This is a genomic window from Arthrobacter woluwensis, from assembly GCF_900105345.1.
Lineage (GTDB): Bacteria > Actinomycetota > Actinomycetes > Actinomycetales > Micrococcaceae > Arthrobacter_E > Arthrobacter_E woluwensis.
In genome coordinates, this window is sequence record NZ_FNSN01000003.1 from 1123225 (window position 1) to 1141335 (window position 18111).

Consider the following 18111-nt stretch of genomic DNA (forward strand, 5'->3'; position numbering starts at 1 on the left):
GGCGGGCGGGAGCTGTGCGGGGATGGGCGTGGAAGCTCCCGATGGGGGAGGATGGCTGTGTGAGCCCAGCCGCTGAACCTTCCAAGAACGACGACGCCGGATTCGCCCTCCTGGGCCACGGCGCCTCCCGTGCGGGTTCCGGCCGCGCCGGGGGCTTCTTCTCGACGGGTCACGGGTACCGCACGGTGGGTGTGGCGTCCCTCGTGGCGCTCGCGGTCCTCGGCGTCTCGCCCTGGCTCGGCCCCACCACCCACGCCGTGATCTGCGCTGTCCTCGCCGTCGTCTTCGGCCTGGCCTGGCCCCACTACCTCGGCATCCCGGCGCGCAAGACCCTCGGCGGCATCATCGCCGCCGTCGGGGCTCTCTCGGTGCTCGGGGCGGCGGTCTCACCCGGCCCTGGATTCCTGGCGTGGGCGGCTCCGCTCATCGCGCTGGGGATCATGGCGGTCATGCTCGTGGAGCTGATCCGCGGCACGGGCCAGCCGCAGCGCCTTGAATCGACGTTCGGCGCGAGTGGCGGCGTGGTCCTCTCCGCGCTTGCGGGCGGCTGGGTGGCCAACGTCCGGCTCGGCGGCCTGCGGGAGATGCTCGTCATCGTGGTGGTGTGCGCCGCCGTCGCGGTCTGCGTGGGCCTCATCCGGTGGCCCGACAGCATCGTGGCGCCGCTCGGCGTGGTGCTGGCGGTGCTGGTCGGCCCGCTGGTCGGCTGGTTCAATCCGCACGTCTCCATGCTGCCCAGCGCGGCCCTCGGCCTGGCCGCAGGCGTCCTCGTCGTCAGCTTCCGACGGCTCATCACCTTCCGGGTCCACAGCGCCTCCCTCGTGGGCGCCGTGGCCCTCGGTCTGGGGCCGGTGCTGGCCCTTGGCAGTGTGGCGTATTTCCTCGGCAAGCTCCTGCTCGTTTAACCGTTAGGATGAAGTCATGTCCGTCCTTGCATTTGAAATCTTCTTCCTGGTCCTCCTCGGCGTCGCGAGCATCGCGATGGCCTGGTTCGCCGGCCTGGTGGTGTACCGCCTCTTCAAGGGCCAGAAGTAAGCCGTGCCCGTCGAGATCCCCAGTGACCTGACGCCTGAGCTGGTCCCTCTCTCCTGGTTGATCGGGGAGTGGGAAGGCCGCGGCCGTCTCGGCACGGGTGAAGAGGGCTCCGAGCACTTCGTGCAGCGGGCCACCTTCGCCCACAACGGTCTGCCGTACCTGCAATACCGTGCCGAGAGCTGGCTCTGCGATGACGAAGGGACCATCCTGCGTCCCCTCACCGTGGAGATGGGCTTCTGGGCTCTGGAGCGGAAGCTGGTGGACGCCGACGGCGGCCCCGGCATGCTCCCGGCCGACATGGTCCCCGCGCTGAAGACGGCGGATGACGTGGAGGCGCTGCGCAACGACGACGGCGGCTTCGACATCTCCGTCTCCATCGCCCATCCCGGGGGCATCTCGGAGCTGTACTACGGCCAGATCAAGGGACCGCAGATCCAGCTGAGCACCGACATGGTCATGCGGGGCAGCCACTCCAAGGATTACTCGGCAGCGACCCGCATCTTCGGCCTGGTGGACGGCAAGCTGCTGTGGCGCTGGGACGTCTCGCAGGGCAAGTCCTCGGGCGACTCCGCGGAGGGCAACGGCGGTCTGGAAGCCCACGCTTCCGCCATCCTCAGCAAGCTCGCCTGACGCTCCCGTCCGGGAGGTCCCGGGCGCGGAATAGCTCCCACCCCGGGAAGGTTGCACCCCATATGGAGTACACAAGCCCTCTGTTGTCGCGGCCGTCCGCCGTCGCGGGAGCCGGGGTGGACCGCCCGGTGGCCGCCCATTACGGGCAGCCGCTCAAGGAACAGCGAGCCCTGGCCGCAGGCCGCGCCGTCGCGGATCTCTCGCACCTGGGCGTGGTGACCGTCAGCGGTCCCGACCGCCTCTCCTGGCTGGACACCCTCTCCTCGCAGCGCCTGAACGGCCTCGCCGAGGGCTCCTCCGCGCAACTCCTCCTCCTCGACCTTCAGGGCCGGATCGACTTCGACATCCGGCTGGTGGATGACGGCACGACGGCGTGGCTCCTCGTGGAGCCCGGTCTCGCCGAGTCACTGGCCGCGTTCCTGGACCGCATGCGCTTCATGCTGCGCGTCGAGGTGCAGAACGTCAGCGCGGACTGGGCCGTGGTCGGGAGCACCGGACCGGTGCCCGCCTTCGAAGGCCTTCTGTCCTGGCAGGATCCCTGGCCCGAGGTGACGGAGGGCGGCTACTCGTACGCCGCCGTCGAAGTCGAACAGCACCCCGGCCGCGACCGCCCGTGGCGCGAGTGGCTCGTGCCCCAGGCCGAGCTCGTCGAACGGACCGAAGGCCTGGAGCTGGCCGGCATGATGGCCGTCGAGGCGCTCCGGATCGCGGCGTGGCGTCCCCGGCAGGGATTCGAGACGGACAACCGCGCCATCCCCCACGAACTGGATCTGATCCGCACGGCCGTCCATTTGTCGAAGGGCTGCTACAAGGGCCAGGAGACCATCGCCCGGGTGCACAATCTGGGACATCCGCCGCGGCGTCTCGTGCTGCTCCAGTTGGACGGATCGCAGCACACGCTTCCTTCGCTGGACAGCCCCGTGGTGCTGGACGGACGCACGGTGGGCCGGCTCAGCAGCGTGGCGCAGCATCACGAGATGGGGCCGATCGCCCTCGCCCTGATCAAGCGCAACGTCGATCCCGCGGCCGTGCTGAGCGTCGTCGACGCGACCGGGTCGCAGGATCCCGACGGCAACCCGGTGGAGGAGACCTACGCGGCCGCGCAGGAAGTGATCGTCGCCCCCGAGGCCGGCCAGGTGGTCGGCCGCCAGAGCGGATTCCTCCGCGCTCCTCGCTGAGGCCGGGCGGCGTCGTCCGGAACAACACCTGACGAGAGCCATCTCACGCGACAGACTATTCCACGTGGAATAATCGGTGTGGAATGATGGTTGCAGGAATCGACCGGGCATGAGCCCGTGACGTTTTCCGCCGGCCACCCCACCACCTCGGAAGGAACCACGCTCCATGACCTCTCCTTCCCTCACCCCGCTCAGCCTCGCGGCGCTGGGGCTGCTCCGCGAGAAGCCCATGCACGCCTACGAGATGTACCAGACCCTGATGTTCCGCGGTGAGGACCGGACCGTGAAGGTCCGTCCCGGCACGCTCTACCACGCCGTCTCCCGGCTGGAGGAGCAGGGGTTCGTGGAGGAGGACGGGGTGGAGCGCGACGGCAAGCGGCCCGAGCGCACCGTCTACCGCATCACCACGGCGGGAGAGAACGCCCTGGCGGCGAACCTCATCGTGCTGCTGGGGGATGCCTCCAACGCCTACCCGCCGTTTCCCCTGGCCCTGGCCGAATGCCACAACCTGCCGAGCGAGGTGGTGGTGGACCGGCTGGAGGCCCGGATCGCCGGACTGTCCGAACGCCTCGCGGAGTACGGCTCGGCCGAGGCCCGGGCCGTGGAGCGCCAGGTCCCGCGCCAGTTCTGGCTCGATGTGAAGTACCAGCACCACCTGCTTGCCGCGGAGATCGACTGGCTCACCGGCCTGGTCGCCGAGATCCGCAGCGGGGACCTGGACATCAGCGTCCCCTCCTGACCCTCACGGCGGGGAGCAGGCTTCCCGCCCTTTTCCGACCGACTCGACAACGACACCGAAAGGTTCCGACGTGGAACAGATCGCCCGACCGTGGCCCGCCCTCTGGTCCCTCGTGGTCGGCTTCTTCATGATCCTGGTGGACAGCACCATCGTGAATGTCGCCAACCCGAAGATCATGGAAGGCCTGAACACCGACATCAACGCCGTCATCTGGGTGACGAGCGCCTATCTTCTCGCGTACGCCGTGCCGCTCCTCATCACGGGCCGCCTCGGTGACCGCTTCGGTCCCCGCAACCTCTATCTGACCGGCCTGGCCGTCTTCACCCTCGCCAGCCTCTGGTGCGGTCTGGCCGGCGACATCGGGATGCTGATCGCCGCCCGCGCCGTCCAGGGCCTGGGCGCCGCCCTCATGACGCCGCAGACCATGGCCGTCATCACCCGCATCTTCAAGCCTGAGGAGCGCGGCTCCGCCATGGCCCTCTGGGGCGCCACCGCCGGTGTCGCCACCCTCGTGGGCCCGCTTCTCGGTGGTCTCCTGGTGGACAGCCTCGGCTGGGAGTGGATCTTCTTCGTGAACGTCCCCGTGGGCATCATCGGCTTCATCGCCGCCGCGCGCTTCGTCCCCAAGCTGGAACAGCACCAGCACCGCTTCGACTGGCTCGGTGTGCTGCTCAGCGCCGTGGGCATGTTCCTGCTGGTCTTCGGTCTGCAGGAAGGCCAGAGCTACAAATGGGGCACCGTCACCCCGGGCATCACCGTCTGGGGTCTCATCACGGCGGGCATCGTCGTGCTGGTGGTCTTCGTCGTCTGGCAGTCCGTCTACCGCCGCCGCTACAACGGTGAGCCGCTCATGCCGCTGGACCTCTTCAAGGACCGCAACTTCAGCCTGGCGAACCTCGGCATCAGCCTCATGGGCTTCACCATCAGCTCGATGATGCTGCCCATCATCTTCTACATCCAGATGGTCCGCGGGCTGACGCCGACCCAGTCGGCCCTGCTCATGGCCCCCACGGCCGTGGTCTCAGGTGTCCTGGCGCCGTTCGTCGGCAAGTGGATCCCGCGGATGAACCCCAAGGTCATCATCCCGCTCGCGTTCGGGCTGATGTCGCTCTCCCTCTTCATCTACTCGTTCCTCACGACGCCGGACACCCCGGTGCTGATGTACCTCATCCCGGCCGCCATCATGGGTGTGGCGAGCTCCGGCATCTGGGCGCCCATGAGCGCCACCGCGCTGCGGAACCTCCCGCCCCGGAAGGCGGGTGCCGGTTCGGGCATCTACAACTCCACCCGCCAGGTGGGCGCGGTGCTCGGTTCGGCCGCCATCGCGGCGCTGATCCAGGCACGTCTGGCCGCGGAGCTCCCGCAGGCTCCGGCCGGCAAGGGCGCTCCGAGCGGCGAGATGGCCACGGGCGTCCTGCCCGAGTTCCTGCACGCCGGGTTCTCCTCGGCCATGGCGCAGTCGATCGTGCTGCCCGCCTGCGCCATCCTCGTGGCCGCCGTCGCCGCGCTGTTCTTCATCCGGCCGGCAGCGACCGCGCCGGCCCCGGAGCAGGAGAAGGTCTCGGCCGACTGACGCGGCACCCGGCGGGCCATGGGGCGATGGCTCGCCGGGGGGGGAGTCGGGACACGGAAAAGGACGACGACGGCGGGTGGGCACCCGCCGTCGTCGTCCTTTCGTGTGTCTGCAGGCCGGCCGGCTGCCGGAGCGGCGCTCAGCCGAAGAGGACCGCTGCCTCCTCGTAGCGGTGCAGCGGCACGGTCTTGAGGCGGCCCAGCGCGTTCTCGAAGGTGACGTGCTCGATCTCGGTGCCCTTGAGTGCGACCATGGTGCCCCAGCGGCCTTCGACCACCGAGTCGATGGCGGCCATGCCCAGACGGGTGGCCAGCACGCGGTCGAAGGCGCTCGGCACGCCGCCGCGCTGGATGTGGCCCAGGATGGTCGCGCGCGTCTCGATGCCGGTGCGGGCCTCGATCTCGGGAGCGAGCTGATCCGCGATGCCACCCAGGCGCGGGCGCCCGAAGGTGTCCAGACCCCGCTCGGAGTGGGGCGCCTCGAGGTGCTCCGGGACGAAGCCCTCGGCCACCACCACGAGGGGTGCGCGCCCACGCTCGTGGGCCTCGGTGACCCACTCGGAGATCTGCTCGATGCTGACCTGCTGTTCCGGGATGAGGATGGCGTGGGCGCCGGACGCCATGCCGGCGTGCAGCGCGATCCAGCCGACGTGGCGGCCCATGACCTCGGCGATCATGCAGCGGTGGTGGGACTCGCCGGTGGTGCGGAGGCGGTCGATGGCCTCGGTGGCGATCTGCACGGCGGTGTCGAATCCGAAGGTGTAATCGGTGGCGTCGAGGTCGTTGTCGACGGTCTTCGGGACGCCCACGATCTTCAGGCCGGCGTCGGTGAGGCGACGGGCCGCGGCGAGGGTTCCTTCGCCGCCGATCGCGATGATGGCGTCGATGCCGAGGCGCTCCATGTGACGCATGATGGTCTCCGGGCCGCCGCCGTTCTCGAACGGGTTGGTGCGGGACGTGCCGAGGATGGTGCCGCCCTGCTTGGCGATGCCGCGGACCATGGTGCGGGGGATGTCGATGACATCGCCTTCCACCACGCCTCGCCAGCCGTCACGGAAGCCCACGAACTCGTGGCCGTGGATGGCGATCCCCTTGAGGACGGCGCCGCGGATGACGGCGTTGAGTCCGGGGCAGTCGCCGCCGCTCGTCAGGATGCCGATTTTCATAGCTCAGAGGCCCTTCGTCGATGAAGCAGTGTTGAAGAGCGCCCCGTTGAGCCCACGGCAATTCTACGGTTTTCTGTGACCCAGATGACAAATGGCCCCCCGTTCATGAACGGGGGGCCATGCTCGTCGCGGGTCGTGCCGTGGCTGTGCCGCGACGTGCTTCCTGGTGACGTGATGGTTACTTGACGCCGCGGTTCTGCAGGAAGCCCTGCAGGATGATCCGGTCGTCCTTGCCGTCCGGCAGGAGGAGCCAGGCCGCCAGGTAGACCACGAAGGCCGGTCCGGGCAGGAGGCAGAAGATGAGATAGCCGATGCGGATCCAGGCAACGTCCACGGTGAACTTGGCGGAGAGCCCGCCGCAGACGCCGCCCAGCCAGCGTTCCGGTCCACGCTTCAGGCCGAGGCCCCTGATGATGCTGAAGAACTTGTCCATGTCTCTAGCCTTCCGTGTCGGGCGTGCTTTGTCACGCGATGCCGGAGCCGCTGCCGGGCGTCCGGTGGTGGTCGGTGGTCCGGCCGGCGGTGGATCTCCGCGCCGCGGCGGACACGAGACCCCCGATGACGAGGGCCGCGCCCGTCCCGATCATGAGGCCGATCAGGACGTATGTCCCGTCGAGCGCCACGAGTCCCAGCCGGGAGACGATGAGGAGCCCGGCGAGTGCCATGATCAGCAGCCCCCAGACGATGGTGCTGACCCTCGGCCCGCCGCGGCGTTCCTCGGGAGCGACGGCGGGAACGGTGCGCGGAGCGGCTGCGGGCTGAGGGTCCGTGGCCGACGCCGAGGGAGCGTCGTGCCACGGCTCGCCGGCGTCGTCCGCAGGGCGGGCCGCGGTCGCCGCGGTAGCCCCGGGAGCCCCGGCCGCCTCGTCCGCGGACGGGGCGGCGTCGAAGCGGTGGGTCGCGGGAAGCGCCGTGCTGACGGCCTCCGTGCGGGGGACTGCGGTGTCATCGGTGTTCTCCTGGTCCGCGTCCTGGGGGGATTCGTGGGTGTTCATCAGAGGCTTCCTTCCTGGACGGAGATGTTGCTGAAGGTTCCATCGAGTTCGATGACCAGCGGCTGGCCGGGCTTGCCGTCGTTGTAGGTGCGGGTGCCCTTGTCGGCCACATGGCCCGTGTCGGTGCCGTCCTGTGCCAGGGAGGCGAAGGTCAGGTCGGTGCGGATCAGCACCGGGATGTTGTCCGGGATCACCAGGGTCAGATTGCCGGCGGTGACATCCAGCGGGACCACGACGCGGCTGCTCAGCGGCGCCCCGCCGCCCAGGCCGCTCAGGTCGACGGTGCCCTTGCCGCCCGTGAGGTCGAAGCCCTGCCGGGCCTGTTCGACGCCGGCCGGCGTCCAGTCACGGTTCTGGAAGTGCAGTCCTTCGGCCCGCGGCGCGATCGTGAAGAACGCGCCGATGACCAGCCCGACCACGGCCAGGAATCCGAGGAATCCGGAGGTCCGCCCGCGGATACCCGCGATCAGGACACCGAGGCCGAGCACGGCCGCGCCACTGGCCAGGACCACCGCGGTGGAGGCCGTGCCGAGGTCGATGACCCGGGCTGCGTCCAGAGCCTTGAGCGCGCCGCCCACCAGCAGGGCCAGGCCCACGAACACCGCGACAAGCGCGCTGCCGGGTCCCTGCCGATGCCGCGGGATCTTCGGAGGCCGGGGCGCGGCGGGAGGCGTCGCGCGGGGCGGCGCCGGGGCTGACGGGGCCGCGAGCGACGGCGACGGAAGCGGCGGCGCCGGGAGGTCCGCCGTCGTGGTGGCCTGGTAGGACGGCGCAGGCGCCGCTGTCCCGGTGGCGGAGGCCGTGAACGGCTGCGGAACGCCGGTGGCATCCCACCCCGTGTGCCGGAAGCCGTCCGCGGGGGAGCCCGGAGACGTCGGCGCATCGGGCATGGGGTCCGTCCCCGCGCGCCGGGCGTCCTTGGCACGCTTGTGCTGAATCACGTAGTAGATCCCAAAGGCTGCGGCGCCCACCCACACGAGCGTCCAGAACAGGGCGTTCACTCCGTTCCAGCCCCACTCCCAGAATCCGCGGCCGAGGCTCGGGAACCCGATGATGGTGGTGATGAGCGCGCCCGTCATGCCGCCGCTCCACCGCCCTGCGGCCGCTTCCTGGACATGGATGCGCCCGTCGGGCTCGGGCAGCAAGGCCCAGGCGATGCCGTAGGCGAGGACTCCGACGCCGGCGAAGACCGCCAGGACGATGAAGATGCCGCGGACGATCAAGGGGTCGATCCCGAAGCGGTCCGCCAGGCCGCTGCACACCCCGCCCAGCCAGCGATCGCTGCCGCGCCGGATGCCGAGGCTCCGGATCCAGGAGAAGAAGTCCTGGGACGTGTGTGCCGTGCGGGGCGCCTCGTGCGAGGTCCCCGGCCCCTGCTGGCCGGCCTCCGCCGTGGCCCCGGCCGGCTGCCGGGGCTCCTCTGGTGTGGTGCTGTGAGTGTTCATGCTTCGATCCTCCCGCCTGGGGGAGTGGCGCCTCTACTGGGGGATACCCTGAAGCGCCCCTGAGAGCGCCCTGAGATCCCTGATCGGCAGGCCGGGAAGACCCTGTTCCGTGGTTGGATGGACGACATGACGACAGCCGCCGAGCGCCCGCCCCTGGTCCGCAGTGGCGACCGCATGATCGCCGGGGTCTGCGGCGGACTGGCCGCCCATCTGGGCTGGCCGGTGAAGTTCGTGCGGCTCGGCATGATCATCGCGGCGCTCGCGGGCGGCGCGGGTCTGGTCTTCTACGGCTGGCTGTGGACCATGGTCCCGACGGCGGACGAGGACGCCCAGCGGAAGGCGCCGCGGCCGGCGTCGCCGATCGCCCCCGCCGTGAGCGGCCCGGACCAGGGCGCGGCCGCCGGAACCGGCGCGCAGACCTCCGCCCCGCCGTCGGGGGCGCCGTGGCTGCACACGCGCGGCGGCCGGGACTGGTCCATCCCATACGGCAAGGAGGTCCTGCTGGGGGCGGGCCTGCTCCTGCTCGCCGCGATCCTCATCGCGCGGCAACTGGGGGTCGACGTCCCCCTCGGAACCCTCATCCCCGTGGCGGCGATCCTCGGCGGCGCGGCCATCGCCTGGATGCAGCTCGACGAGACCCGCAGGGCGCATCTCGTGGACCGGACCAAGGCCGACCAGGCCGGGGGCTGGGTGCGGCTGCTGGCCGGTCTGGCGCTCGTGATGGCCGGGGTGCTGGTCATGGTGTCCGGCGCGGGATCCTGGGAGCAGACCTGGCTCGCGCTCCTCGCCTCGGTGACGGTCCTGGGCGGGGTGGGGCTCGTGCTGCTCCCATGGGGGCTGAAGTTCTGGAAGGACTTCGAGGCCGAACGTGCCGGGCGCATCCGGGAGACGGAACGCGCCGAGATCGCGGCCCATCTGCACGACTCGGTTCTTCAGACGCTCGCGCTCATCCAGCGCCGCGCGGGCTCCGAGCAGGACGTGGTGCGCCTCGCGCGGGCCCAGGAGCGTGAACTGCGCACCTGGCTCTTCGGGGACACCAACCGCGATGCCGGCCTGCTGGCCGAGCGGATCAAGGCGGCCGCCGCGGAGGTGGAGGACACGCACGGCCACCCCGTCGACGTCGTCAGCGTGGGCGACACGGCCATGAGTGAACGCCACGAGGCCCTCGTCCAGGCGGCGCGCGAGGCGATGCTGAACGCCGTCCGGCACGGCGGCGGGGCGGTCTCCGTCTATGTCGAGTGCTCTGAGCGCGGGGCCGAGATCTTCGTCAAGGACCGGGGGCCCGGCTTCGACGTGGACGCCGTGCCCGAGGACCGCATGGGCGTGCGGGAGTCGATCATCGGCCGCATGCAGCGCCACGGCGGCACGGCCGTGATCCTCAGCGACGAGGACGGCACGGAAGTGCGTCTGGGCCTTCCCGCCGCCACTCAGACCCGCGACGACGGGGAGACCCGGAGACCGGACTCCCGGAAGGCCGGCGCGCCGGCGCAGGGACAGCAGACCTCAGACCCACGGAATGGAGACGACGCATGACCGACCAGACCCCCGCTGCGGAGGCCCGCACGACCGCCCGGGTGGTGATCGTCGATGACCACGCGATCTTCCGCTCCGGCCTGCGGGCCGACCTCGGCGCCACGATCGACGTGGTCGGGGAGGCGGGGTCGGTGGATCAGGCCGTCGAGGTGATCACGCATGAACTGCCGGACGTCGTGCTCCTGGATGTCCATCTGCCGGGAGGCCTGGGCGGAGGAGGCCGCGAGGTGATCAACCGCTGTTCAGCCCTCCTGGGCCAGGTCCGCTTCCTCGCCCTGAGCGTCTCCGACGCCGCGTCCGACGTCGTGTCCGTCATCCGCGCGGGCGCTCGCGGTTACGTGACCAAGACGATCTCCGGTGAGGAGATCACGGCTGCCGTGCACCGGGTGGCCGGCGGCGACGCGGTCTTCTCGCCGCGCCTGGCCGGTTTCGTCCTCGACGCCTTCGGCACCGCTGTGGAGGACATCGCCGACGACGAGCTGGACCGCCTGTCGGCCCGCGAACTGGAGGTCATGCGTCTGATCGCACGCGGCTACAGCTACAAGGAGGTGGCGAAGGAACTCTTCATCTCCATCAAGACCGTGGAGACCCATGTTTCGGCCGTCCTCCGCAAACTGCAACTCTCCAACCGCTATGAGCTGAGCCGCTGGGCCGCTGAGCGGCGCCTGCTCTGAGCTTCTTCAGACCTGCACGATCGTTCTCACAGCCCGCGCATAGCCTGGGCCGTCTCCTCACACAGCGGGACTGAGCACCCTGAGGGGAGCAGTCCGCGACCGGCGGACCTTTCCCGAGGAGAACTGTGAACGTCCTTGCCCGGAGCGTAGGCAATGCCTTCCGCAACACCATCAGAACGACGGCGGTGGTGGCCGTCCTGGCGGTCGCCATCGGCCTGGCGCTGGCCATGCTCGTGGCCAACCAGGCCGTCGGGGCCAAAGTCCAGGAGCTGAACGCCTCCGTGGGGACCGTCCTGACCGTCAATCCCGCGGGTGGCCAGGGGTTCGACGGCGGCGGGGAACCGCTGACCGAGGCTGAGGCGAAGACGGCCGCCGCGGTGCCGCATGTGCAGTCCGTCGTCTCGACGAAGGCCCTGCGCCTTCGCACGGAGAGCTCGTCGTCCGCCACGCAGGAGCCGGCGTTCGGCGGACCCGGCGGGCAGAGCGCCGCCGTGACCACGAGCCTGCAGCCCGCCATCGACGCCGGCACGCTGGGTCGGCGCAACAACTCCGGCTCCACGGAGGGCTCCGGTGGCGGAGGCTCCGGCGGCACGCAGAACCGCACCTTCCAGCTTCCCATCACCGCCACCGGGACGGGAGCCGAGGTGGACAGCTCCGGCAAGGCCCTGAACATCACCGCGGGCGCCGGGCTCGGCGATTACACGAAGGCGAGCACCAAGGCCCTGGTCGGCACGACGCTCGCCGCCAAGAACAGCCTCAAGCCGGGGTCGGTCTTCACGATCAACGGCAAGAACTACACGGTGGCGGGCCTCTTCGACGCGGGCACCGAATTCGGGAACAACGCCGTCTATCTGACGCTGCCTCAGGCCCAGGCCCTCGCGGGCACCACCGGCGAGGTGTCCAGCATGATCGTCACGGTGGACTCCATGGCGAACGTCGACTCGACCCGCACCGCCCTGCAGGCAGCGCTGGGTTCCGGCAAGGCCGACGTCACGCAGGGACAGCGCAATCTGGCGAGTGCCGTGAGCTCGCTGGACAGCGTCAAGAACATCTCGATGGTGGCCTTCATCGCCTCGCTGGCCACGGCCGGGCTGGTGGTCCTCTTCATCATGGTGCTGCTCGTCCGGGAACGCCGCCGCGAGATCGGCGTCCTGAAGGCGATAGGCGCCCCGAACCGCACCATCGGCCTGCAGTTCGTCCTGGAGGCGCTCGTCCTCGTGGCGCTGGGCAGCGTCGTCGGCGGCGTCATCGCCTCCTTCGCCAGCAGCGGGATCGCCTCGGCCCTCGTCAGCTCCAACACGGCGGGGGCGGCGGCCGGGCGCCGTGGCCAGGGCGGAGGCTTCGGCCCGGGCGGCGGGGGAAGCGGGTTCCTGGGAGGCGCCAATCAGCTCCTGACCTCCGTCAACGCGAGTGTCTCCCCGGGTGTCATCGCCCTGGGCATCGGAGCCGTGTTCGTGGTGGCCATCATCGGCGCCCTGGTTCCCGCGCTCCTGACCGCGCGCATCCGCCCCATCGAAGTCCTGCGAGGAGAGTAGTCATGATCGAAGTCAAGGATCTGGTCCGTCAGTTCAGCTCCGGGGACCGCACCATCAAGCCGGTCAACGGCGTCAGCTTCCAGCTCGAGCGTGGGGCGTTCGCCTCGATCGTGGGCAAGAGCGGCAGCGGAAAGAGCACGCTGCTCTCCCTGCTCGGCGCGCTGGACAAGCCCACGAGCGGCGATGTCGTGGTGGATGGCGTGAGCCTGGCCGGACTGCCGGACGCGAAGCTCACGGCCTACCGCCGCAAGGACATCGGGTTCGTCTTCCAGCAGTTCAATCTGGTGCCGAACCTGACCGCGCTGGAGAACGTCATGCTGCCCATGGAGTTCGCAGGCCTCGGCCGGAGCGCCCGGAAAGCCCGCGCCCAGGCGCTGCTGGAGCGTGTTCAGCTGGACCCGGAGAAACACGTCCGGAAGGCCAATCGCCTCTCCGGTGGCGAGCAGCAGCGGGTGGCGATCGCCCGTGCGCTGAGCAACGAACCCAAGCTGATCCTGGCCGACGAGCCGACCGGCAACCTCGATGAGCAGACGGGGGAGCACATCGTCGAACTGCTCAGTTCGCTGAGCCGCGAGAACCGGACCACGGTGCTCGTGGTCACGCATGACCGTGGCCTCGCGCAGAAGACCCAGCGGCGTTTCCGTCTCCAGCAGGGCACGCTGCGGGAGGAGGAGACGGCGCGGGCCTGACGGCGTCCCGTGACGGCGGGGGCGTCCTCCATTGGGGGGAGGATGCCCCGAGCGACCGTACCGGTCCGGTCCGGCTCTTGACAGCTCGGTCGATGTGTTGACAGCTTGTTCCTGGGTGTCGTGACACCGTGTTAAGCCACGGACGGCGCCCTTCCGCCTCGCCAACCCATGAGCACTCAGGAGACCAGTCATGACCGATCGTCAGGAACCATCCATCCTGCCCAGCCGACGGAGCATTCTCGGTGGCGGCCTCGCCGTCGCCGGCCTCACCGTGGCGGGCATCGCCGTCGCGCCGGCCGCCCAGGCCGCGTCCTACGTGCGTCCCGTGCGGGACCCCGCCGCCCACCCCATCACGGCGCAGTGGCGTCAGCCCGGCTCCTGGGCCGCCGGCTATCACACGGGCGTGGACATCGGATGCCCCGTCGGCACCCCGGTGTACGCGACCATCGGCGGTGACGTCCGCACGGGCCGGGCCAATTGGGGTTCCGCCTACGGCACCATGATCCTCATCAACGACAATGTGGACGGTTCCGACTGGGGCTACTGCCATCTCTCCCGCTCGGTCGTGAGCGAGGGCCAGCGGGTCGCCACCAACCAGCTCATCGGCTACTCGGGCAACACCGGCAACACCACCGGCCCGCACCTGCACCTGGAGCGCCGCCCGCGCTACGGCGGGTACGGCTCCGACCTGAACCCCAACCTCTGGCCGTGAGCTGAGCCGAAACTCCGGCCGGAGCGCACGGGGGCGGGTGATTCCCGGCCGGCATCCGGACGGCTTCCCAGGAATGCCTGAACCTCCTGACGCGTTCCGGTGAACGTGACGGACCTTCAAGCCCAGTGGGAAGCCAGCGCTTCCACCGTGTTGGACCTCTCCGAGGGTGAAGCTCTTCCGTGGGCTTCACCCTCGGTCTGGTTTCTGGTGCTCTCCGGGACCGTGATGCTGCGCTGGAACGGGCAGGAGCGGTCACTCCCGGCGTCTGCGGCCGTGTTCCTCCGGCAGGCCGCGCGCTTCCGGGCCCGGGCACTGGAACCGAGCCGCTTGCTCCAGGTCGATCTGGCGGAACTGACCGGCGCCGCCCTGCCGGAGCCGGCGATCGTGCCTGACTTCAATGCCCGGCACCATGGCGTCACGGATTTCGTGGCCGCCTGCCCCTTGAGCGGCAAACCCACCGTGCGGGACTTCAACCGCGGATACGGGCACCTGATCGGCGGCGCGATGCTCGTCTCCCTGGACACGGCGGAATCCGTGGGGGAATGGGACCCCGGGGTGTGCCGGGCGGCGACCGCCATCCGGCAGGATCCGGGACATCCGTGGACTCTTCTTCAGCTGTCCAGACTCGCCCTCCTGAGCCGTTCGGCCCTCGCCGAACGATTCCGCGCGCAGACGGGCGTGACGCCCATGCAGTACGTGCGCCAGGAGCGTCTCGCGCGTGCGGCCCATCTGCTGCGCCACGGCGATCAGCAGATCAGCCAGATCGCCGCTAGTGTCGGTTACACATCCGATGCCGCCTTCGTCCGGGCCTTCTCCGCGGAGCGGGGAACCACCCCGGGACGCTGGCGCGCGACGGCGGGCTGAGCGGGCAGCAGCGCGAAGCCGACGCCGGCCAGCACCGCGGCGGCCGCGGCGGTGAGGAAGACCGCGGCCAGGCCCGCGTGGTCGAGCAGCACGCCTCCGACGATCGCGCCCAGGGTGATCGCCGCCTGGAACGCGGTGACCTGGAGACTGACCGCGGCTTCGGCGTCGTCCGGCTCGACCGTCGTGACCCACAGCTGGGTGGTCACCGGCACCAGATTGAATCCCAGGCCCCAGGCCAGGCTCGCGACCGTCAGGGATGCCGTGGTGCCACTCTGCGAAGCCAGGAGGAGCGAGACGGCCAGGACGAACGGCCCCAGGGACACCGCGAAGCGCAGCCGGCGTGAGATGGCTCCGGCCAGGAAGTTCCCCACCAGGCCTCCCGCGCCCCAGAGCAGGAGCAGCCAGGCCATGGCGCCCGGGTCGACCGCCTCGATGGCGAGCCGGATGTACGGGTAGGCCGTGAAGTTCGCGAAGGCGGCCAGCCCCACGCACAGGATGCCCATCATGAGACGGCGGTGTCCGAGGGCCCTGCGCATCATGGCGAAGCCGGCGGACGGATGCGCCGGCACGGAGGGCAGTGTCGCTGCGAGAGTGAGGGTGGCGAGGGCGCCCACGCCGGCCGCCGCCCAGAAGACCTGCCGCCAGCCGAGCGCACTCCCGACGACGGCGGCGAGCGGCATCGCGACGATGGTCGCGACGCTCGTGCCGGTCGCCAGAGCCGTGGAGACCAGGGCGGCACGCGACGGCAGGACGTGGACGCCGGCCCCGAACGCCAGCGACCAGTAGCCCGCGATCGCCACGCCCAGTGTCAGGCGGCCGAGCAGCAGCACGGGGAAGGACGGGGCGAGCGCCACGAGGATGTTCGCCGCCGTCCCGACGCCGAGCAGGACGACCAGGACGGTCCTCCGGTCGGCGCGGGGCACCAGGCTGGCGAGGCTCGGGGCGGTCAGAGCGCCGGCGAGGGCCGTCGCCGCCACGGCTAGTCCCGCGGTGCCGTCACTGACGCCCACCTCGGCGGCGATCAGCGGCAGCACGCTCGCGGGAAGGAACTCGCTCGCCACCAGCATCGTGATGCCGAGGGCCAGGGCGGTGATGGCGAACGGAGGGCGTCGGAGAGCGGTGACTTTCATGGTCACCACTGTGCCGGGCGTGGCCGGGCGCGGATTGACCGGTCGTCCGCGGCGTTTGCCCCGTCGTCCTGAAAGCGAGTCTGAATGCCGTCCCGGACGCGCTTCTGACGACGGGAGTCATCCGGATCCTGTCATCCGGATCCGGCGGAAACGCGGCCGCCCCGCACCGTGCGGGACGGTACGGGGCGGTCAGCGGCGCTCGGCGGCAGCCGAAGCTCTGTGGGCTCAGGAGGCCTTGCCGAGGAACTCCTGCAGGCGGCGGACGCCTTCGGCGAGGTCGTCGTCGCCCAGGGCGTAGCTCAGACGGAGGTAGCCGCTCGGGCCGAACGCCTCACCCGGCACCACCGCGACCTCGACCTCGTCGAGGATGAGCGCCGCCAGCTCGGCACTGGTCTGCGGAGTGGCGGTCCCGCCGGCGGCCGTCGGGAACGACTTCCCCAGCAGCCCGCGGACGTCCGCGTAGGCGTAGAAGGCGCCCTTCGGCGTCGGGCACTCCACGCCGTCGATCGCGTTGAGGCCCGCGGTGATCGCCTGACGGCGACGGTCGAAGGCCACCTTCATCTCATCCACCGCGGTGAGCGGGCCGGAGACGGCGGCCAGCGCGGCGATCTGCATGATGTTGGAGACGTTGCTGGTGGCGTGGGACTGCAGGTTCGTGGCCGCCTTGATGACGTCGGCCGGGCCGATCATCCAGCCCACGCGCCAGCCGGTCATGGCGTACGTCTTGGCCACACCGTTGAGGATGATGACCTTGTCGCCGAGCTCCGGAGCGGCGGCCGCGATCGAGGTGAACGGCACACCGTCGTACGTCAGGTGCTCGTAGATCTCATCCGTGACCACCCAGAGGCCCTTGGAGGCGGCCCAGGCGCCGATCTCGGCGACCTGCTCCGGGGAGTACACGGCGCCCGTGGGGTTGGAGGGCGAGACGAAGAGCAGCACCTTGGTGTTCTCCGTCAGGGCGGCTTCGAGTTGCTCCACGGTCACCAGGTAGCCCTGTTCCGGACCGGCGAAGACCTCCACGGGCACGCCGCCGGCCAGCCGGATCGCCTCCGGGTAGGTGGTCCAGAACGGGGTCGGGACGATCACCTCGTCGTCCGGATCGAGCAGGGTGGCGAAGGCGTTGTACACGGCCTGCTTGCCGCCGTTGGTCACGAGGACCTGGGAGGCGTCCACCTGGTAGCCGGAGTCACGGAGCGTCTTCTCCGCGATGGCCTGCTTGAGCTGGGGCAGACCACCGGCCGGCGAATAGCGGTGATACGCGGGATTCTTCGCGGCCTCGATCGCGGCTTCCACGATGTACCCGGGGGTGGGGAAGTCCGGCTCACCCGCCCCGAAGCCGATCACCGGACGGCCCGCGGCCTTGAGGGCCTTGGCCTTCGCGTCCACCGCGAGGGTGGCGGATTCGGCGATGGAGGAGATGCGTCGGGAGATGCGTGAAGAGGGCATGGGGCGGAGTCCTTCGCGTGTTTTTCAGCGTGATCCCGGGGTCAACCGGCACCTCCAAGCTTAGGCTCAGGTGCTCCGCGAGGCACAGCTGGAACCGGCGATGAGTCCCACTTAGACGTTTTCCCACATCTTGCGTATAGTTGTACCTCGGTGTTGGAAGCCGAAAGGCCATCCGACTCCATAGGGTAGTGGCGCAATTGGTAGCGCAGCGGTCTCCAAAACCGCAGGTTGCAGGTTCGAGTCCTGTCTGCCCTGCGCATGGTTAGCTCCAGGCGTGAGCCGGGAAAACCACAGCACCAGCACTGAGGCTTGCCGAACGGTAGCCGCACGGGTTCGTCAGAACAGCACGGCAAAGAAGAGCGAGGGAACAGTGACCGATACTGCCGCCAATGACGCTCAGGGCCGTCCAGCCAAGAGCGGTGGGAAGAAGGGCAAGAAGCTGGGCTTCTTCGCCCGGATCGCCCTGTTCTTCCGGCAGATGATCGGCGAGCTGAAGAAGGTCGTCACCCCGACCCGCTCCGAACTCCTCAACTACACGCTGGTGGTGCTGGTCTTCGTGGCGATCGTCATGCTGATCGTCACCCTCCTTGACCTCGCCTTCGGCGTGGGCGTCGGCTGGGTGTTCGGCGGCACGGGTCCCACGGAACGCTGACCGACTGACTTTCCGCAGGCCACCGGATCGCCCCCGCGAGGGGGTTGAGATGGCTGCCTGTGGAATTGAGCCATTTAAGTGGGATGCCCCTCTGGGTGGCTCGGCCGCCCCGAGCG

General features: G+C 69.9%; 18 protein-coding genes and 1 tRNA gene. 13 read left to right on the top strand and 6 right to left on the bottom strand.

Translation table 11 applies throughout. The annotated features are described in order from the left end of the window. Positions 1-59: 59 nt before the first annotated feature. The 5 genes from BLV63_RS05750 (at position 60) to BLV63_RS05770 (ending at position 5155) form a co-directional block, all read left to right on the top strand. The gene (locus tag BLV63_RS05750; protein WP_107003747.1) at positions 60-905 is read left to right on the top strand and encodes a permease; all 846 of its coding nucleotides are present in this window, start codon (positions 60-62) and stop codon (positions 903-905) included. Between the two features lie 133 nt (positions 906-1038). Further along, positions 1039-1665 (top strand): nitrobindin family protein, encoded by a 627-nt coding sequence (locus BLV63_RS05755; RefSeq protein WP_066211620.1) that lies wholly within the window; start codon positions 1039-1041, stop codon positions 1663-1665. A 62-nt stretch (positions 1666-1727) separates the two neighbouring features. Next, positions 1728-2843 carry a CAF17-like 4Fe-4S cluster assembly/insertion protein YgfZ gene (gene ygfZ / locus BLV63_RS05760; RefSeq protein ID WP_066211618.1) on the top strand — a complete coding sequence of 372 codons (1116 nt, stop codon included), beginning with the start codon at positions 1728-1730 and terminating at the stop codon, positions 2841-2843. A 166-nt stretch (positions 2844-3009) separates the two neighbouring features. Then, complete coding sequence (locus BLV63_RS05765; protein WP_066211616.1) at positions 3010-3582, top strand: PadR family transcriptional regulator; 573 nt, start codon at positions 3010-3012, stop codon at positions 3580-3582. 70 nt (positions 3583-3652) lie between these two features. Further along, on the top strand, positions 3653-5155 hold the full coding sequence (locus tag BLV63_RS05770) for a DHA2 family efflux MFS transporter permease subunit (RefSeq protein WP_066211614.1): 1503 nt from the start codon (positions 3653-3655) through the stop codon (positions 5153-5155). A gap of 139 nt (positions 5156-5294) precedes the next feature. Here the strand turns inward: BLV63_RS05770 and BLV63_RS05775 are convergent, their stop codons facing one another. From BLV63_RS05775 to BLV63_RS05790, 4 genes are all read right to left on the bottom strand, one after another. Beyond that, on the bottom strand, positions 5295-6320 hold the full coding sequence (locus BLV63_RS05775; RefSeq protein WP_066211612.1) for a 6-phosphofructokinase: 1026 nt from the start codon (positions 6318-6320) through the stop codon (positions 5295-5297). A 178-nt stretch (positions 6321-6498) separates the two neighbouring features. Further along, a complete protein-coding gene (locus BLV63_RS05780; protein ID WP_066211610.1) occupies positions 6499-6753 on the bottom strand; it encodes a PspC domain-containing protein in 255 nt (84 codons plus the stop codon). Between the two features lie 31 nt (positions 6754-6784). Continuing rightward, positions 6785-7315 carry a hypothetical protein gene (locus tag BLV63_RS18915; RefSeq protein ID WP_254780482.1) on the bottom strand — a complete coding sequence of 177 codons (531 nt, stop codon included), beginning with the start codon at positions 7313-7315 and terminating at the stop codon, positions 6785-6787. Then, entirely contained in the window at positions 7315-8760 is a 1446-nt protein-coding gene (locus BLV63_RS05790; protein WP_082724031.1) for a PspC domain-containing protein, read from the bottom strand. The genes BLV63_RS18915 and BLV63_RS05790 overlap by 1 nt, the downstream gene beginning before the upstream one ends. Positions 8761-8886: 126 nt before the next feature. On the opposite strand from BLV63_RS05790, the gene BLV63_RS05795 reads away from it, so the two are divergent. The 6 genes from BLV63_RS05795 (at position 8887) to BLV63_RS05820 (ending at position 14767) form a co-directional block, all read left to right on the top strand. Then, positions 8887-10293: an ATP-binding protein gene (locus BLV63_RS05795; RefSeq protein ID WP_082724062.1), complete on the top strand. Its 1407-nt coding sequence runs from the start codon at positions 8887-8889 to the stop codon at positions 10291-10293. Continuing rightward, positions 10290-10967 carry a LuxR C-terminal-related transcriptional regulator gene (locus BLV63_RS05800; RefSeq protein ID WP_169795502.1) on the top strand — a complete coding sequence of 226 codons (678 nt, stop codon included), beginning with the start codon at positions 10290-10292 and terminating at the stop codon, positions 10965-10967. Before BLV63_RS05795 ends, BLV63_RS05800 begins: the two co-directional genes overlap by 4 nt. Positions 10968-11092: 125 nt before the next feature. Then, complete coding sequence (locus BLV63_RS05805; protein ID WP_066211608.1) at positions 11093-12502, top strand: ABC transporter permease; 1410 nt, start codon at positions 11093-11095, stop codon at positions 12500-12502. A 2-nt stretch (positions 12503-12504) separates the two neighbouring features. After that, entirely contained in the window at positions 12505-13191 is a 687-nt protein-coding gene (locus BLV63_RS05810) for an ABC transporter ATP-binding protein (RefSeq protein WP_066211606.1), read from the top strand. A 190-nt stretch (positions 13192-13381) separates the two neighbouring features. Continuing rightward, a complete protein-coding gene (locus BLV63_RS05815; protein ID WP_066211603.1) occupies positions 13382-13903 on the top strand; it encodes a M23 family metallopeptidase in 522 nt (173 codons plus the stop codon). 105 nt (positions 13904-14008) lie between these two features. Then, on the top strand, positions 14009-14767 hold the full coding sequence (locus BLV63_RS05820; RefSeq protein ID WP_139244653.1) for a helix-turn-helix domain-containing protein: 759 nt from the start codon (positions 14009-14011) through the stop codon (positions 14765-14767). On the opposite strand, the gene BLV63_RS05825 is transcribed toward BLV63_RS05820, so the two are convergent. Both BLV63_RS05825 and BLV63_RS05830 read right to left on the bottom strand, forming a co-directional pair. Continuing rightward, positions 14683-15897, bottom strand: coding sequence for an MFS transporter (locus BLV63_RS05825; protein WP_082724061.1), 1215 nt, complete (start codon positions 15895-15897; stop codon positions 14683-14685). The genes BLV63_RS05820 and BLV63_RS05825 overlap by 85 nt on opposite strands. A gap of 225 nt (positions 15898-16122) precedes the next feature. After that, positions 16123-17343, bottom strand: coding sequence for a pyridoxal phosphate-dependent aminotransferase (locus BLV63_RS05830; RefSeq protein WP_066211600.1), 1221 nt, complete (start codon positions 17341-17343; stop codon positions 16123-16125). 182 nt (positions 17344-17525) lie between these two features. Between BLV63_RS05830 and BLV63_RS05835 the strand changes: the two genes are divergently transcribed. Continuing rightward, positions 17526-17598 (top strand) — tRNA-Trp (locus BLV63_RS05835). A gap of 115 nt (positions 17599-17713) precedes the next feature. Further along, entirely contained in the window at positions 17714-17995 is a 282-nt protein-coding gene (gene secE / locus BLV63_RS05840; protein ID WP_066211598.1) for a preprotein translocase subunit SecE, read from the top strand. Positions 17996-18111 lie beyond the last annotated feature (116 nt).

Coding starts and splice junctions, on each gene's coding strand:
- BLV63_RS05775 (WP_066211612.1), bottom strand. CDS start 6,320: ATGAAAATCGGCATCCTGACGAGCGGCGGCGACTGCCCCGGACTCAAC.
- BLV63_RS18915 (WP_254780482.1), bottom strand. CDS start 7,315: ATGAACACCCACGAATCCCCCCAGGACGCGGACCAGGAGAACACCGAT.
- BLV63_RS05780 (WP_066211610.1), bottom strand. CDS start 6,753: ATGGACAAGTTCTTCAGCATCATCAGGGGCCTCGGCCTGAAGCGTGGA.
- BLV63_RS05765 (WP_066211616.1), top strand. CDS start 3,010: ATGACCTCTCCTTCCCTCACCCCGCTCAGCCTCGCGGCGCTGGGGCTG.
- ygfZ (WP_066211618.1), top strand. CDS start 1,728: ATGGAGTACACAAGCCCTCTGTTGTCGCGGCCGTCCGCCGTCGCGGGA.
- BLV63_RS05795 (WP_082724062.1), top strand. CDS start 8,887: ATGACGACAGCCGCCGAGCGCCCGCCCCTGGTCCGCAGTGGCGACCGC.
- BLV63_RS05825 (WP_082724061.1), bottom strand. CDS start 15,897: ATGAAAGTCACCGCTCTCCGACGCCCTCCGTTCGCCATCACCGCCCTG.
- BLV63_RS05815 (WP_066211603.1), top strand. CDS start 13,382: ATGACCGATCGTCAGGAACCATCCATCCTGCCCAGCCGACGGAGCATT.
- BLV63_RS05800 (WP_169795502.1), top strand. CDS start 10,290: ATGACCGACCAGACCCCCGCTGCGGAGGCCCGCACGACCGCCCGGGTG.
- BLV63_RS05790 (WP_082724031.1), bottom strand. CDS start 8,760: ATGAACACTCACAGCACCACACCAGAGGAGCCCCGGCAGCCGGCCGGG.
- BLV63_RS05830 (WP_066211600.1), bottom strand. CDS start 17,343: ATGCCCTCTTCACGCATCTCCCGACGCATCTCCTCCATCGCCGAATCC.
- BLV63_RS05810 (WP_066211606.1), top strand. CDS start 12,505: ATGATCGAAGTCAAGGATCTGGTCCGTCAGTTCAGCTCCGGGGACCGC.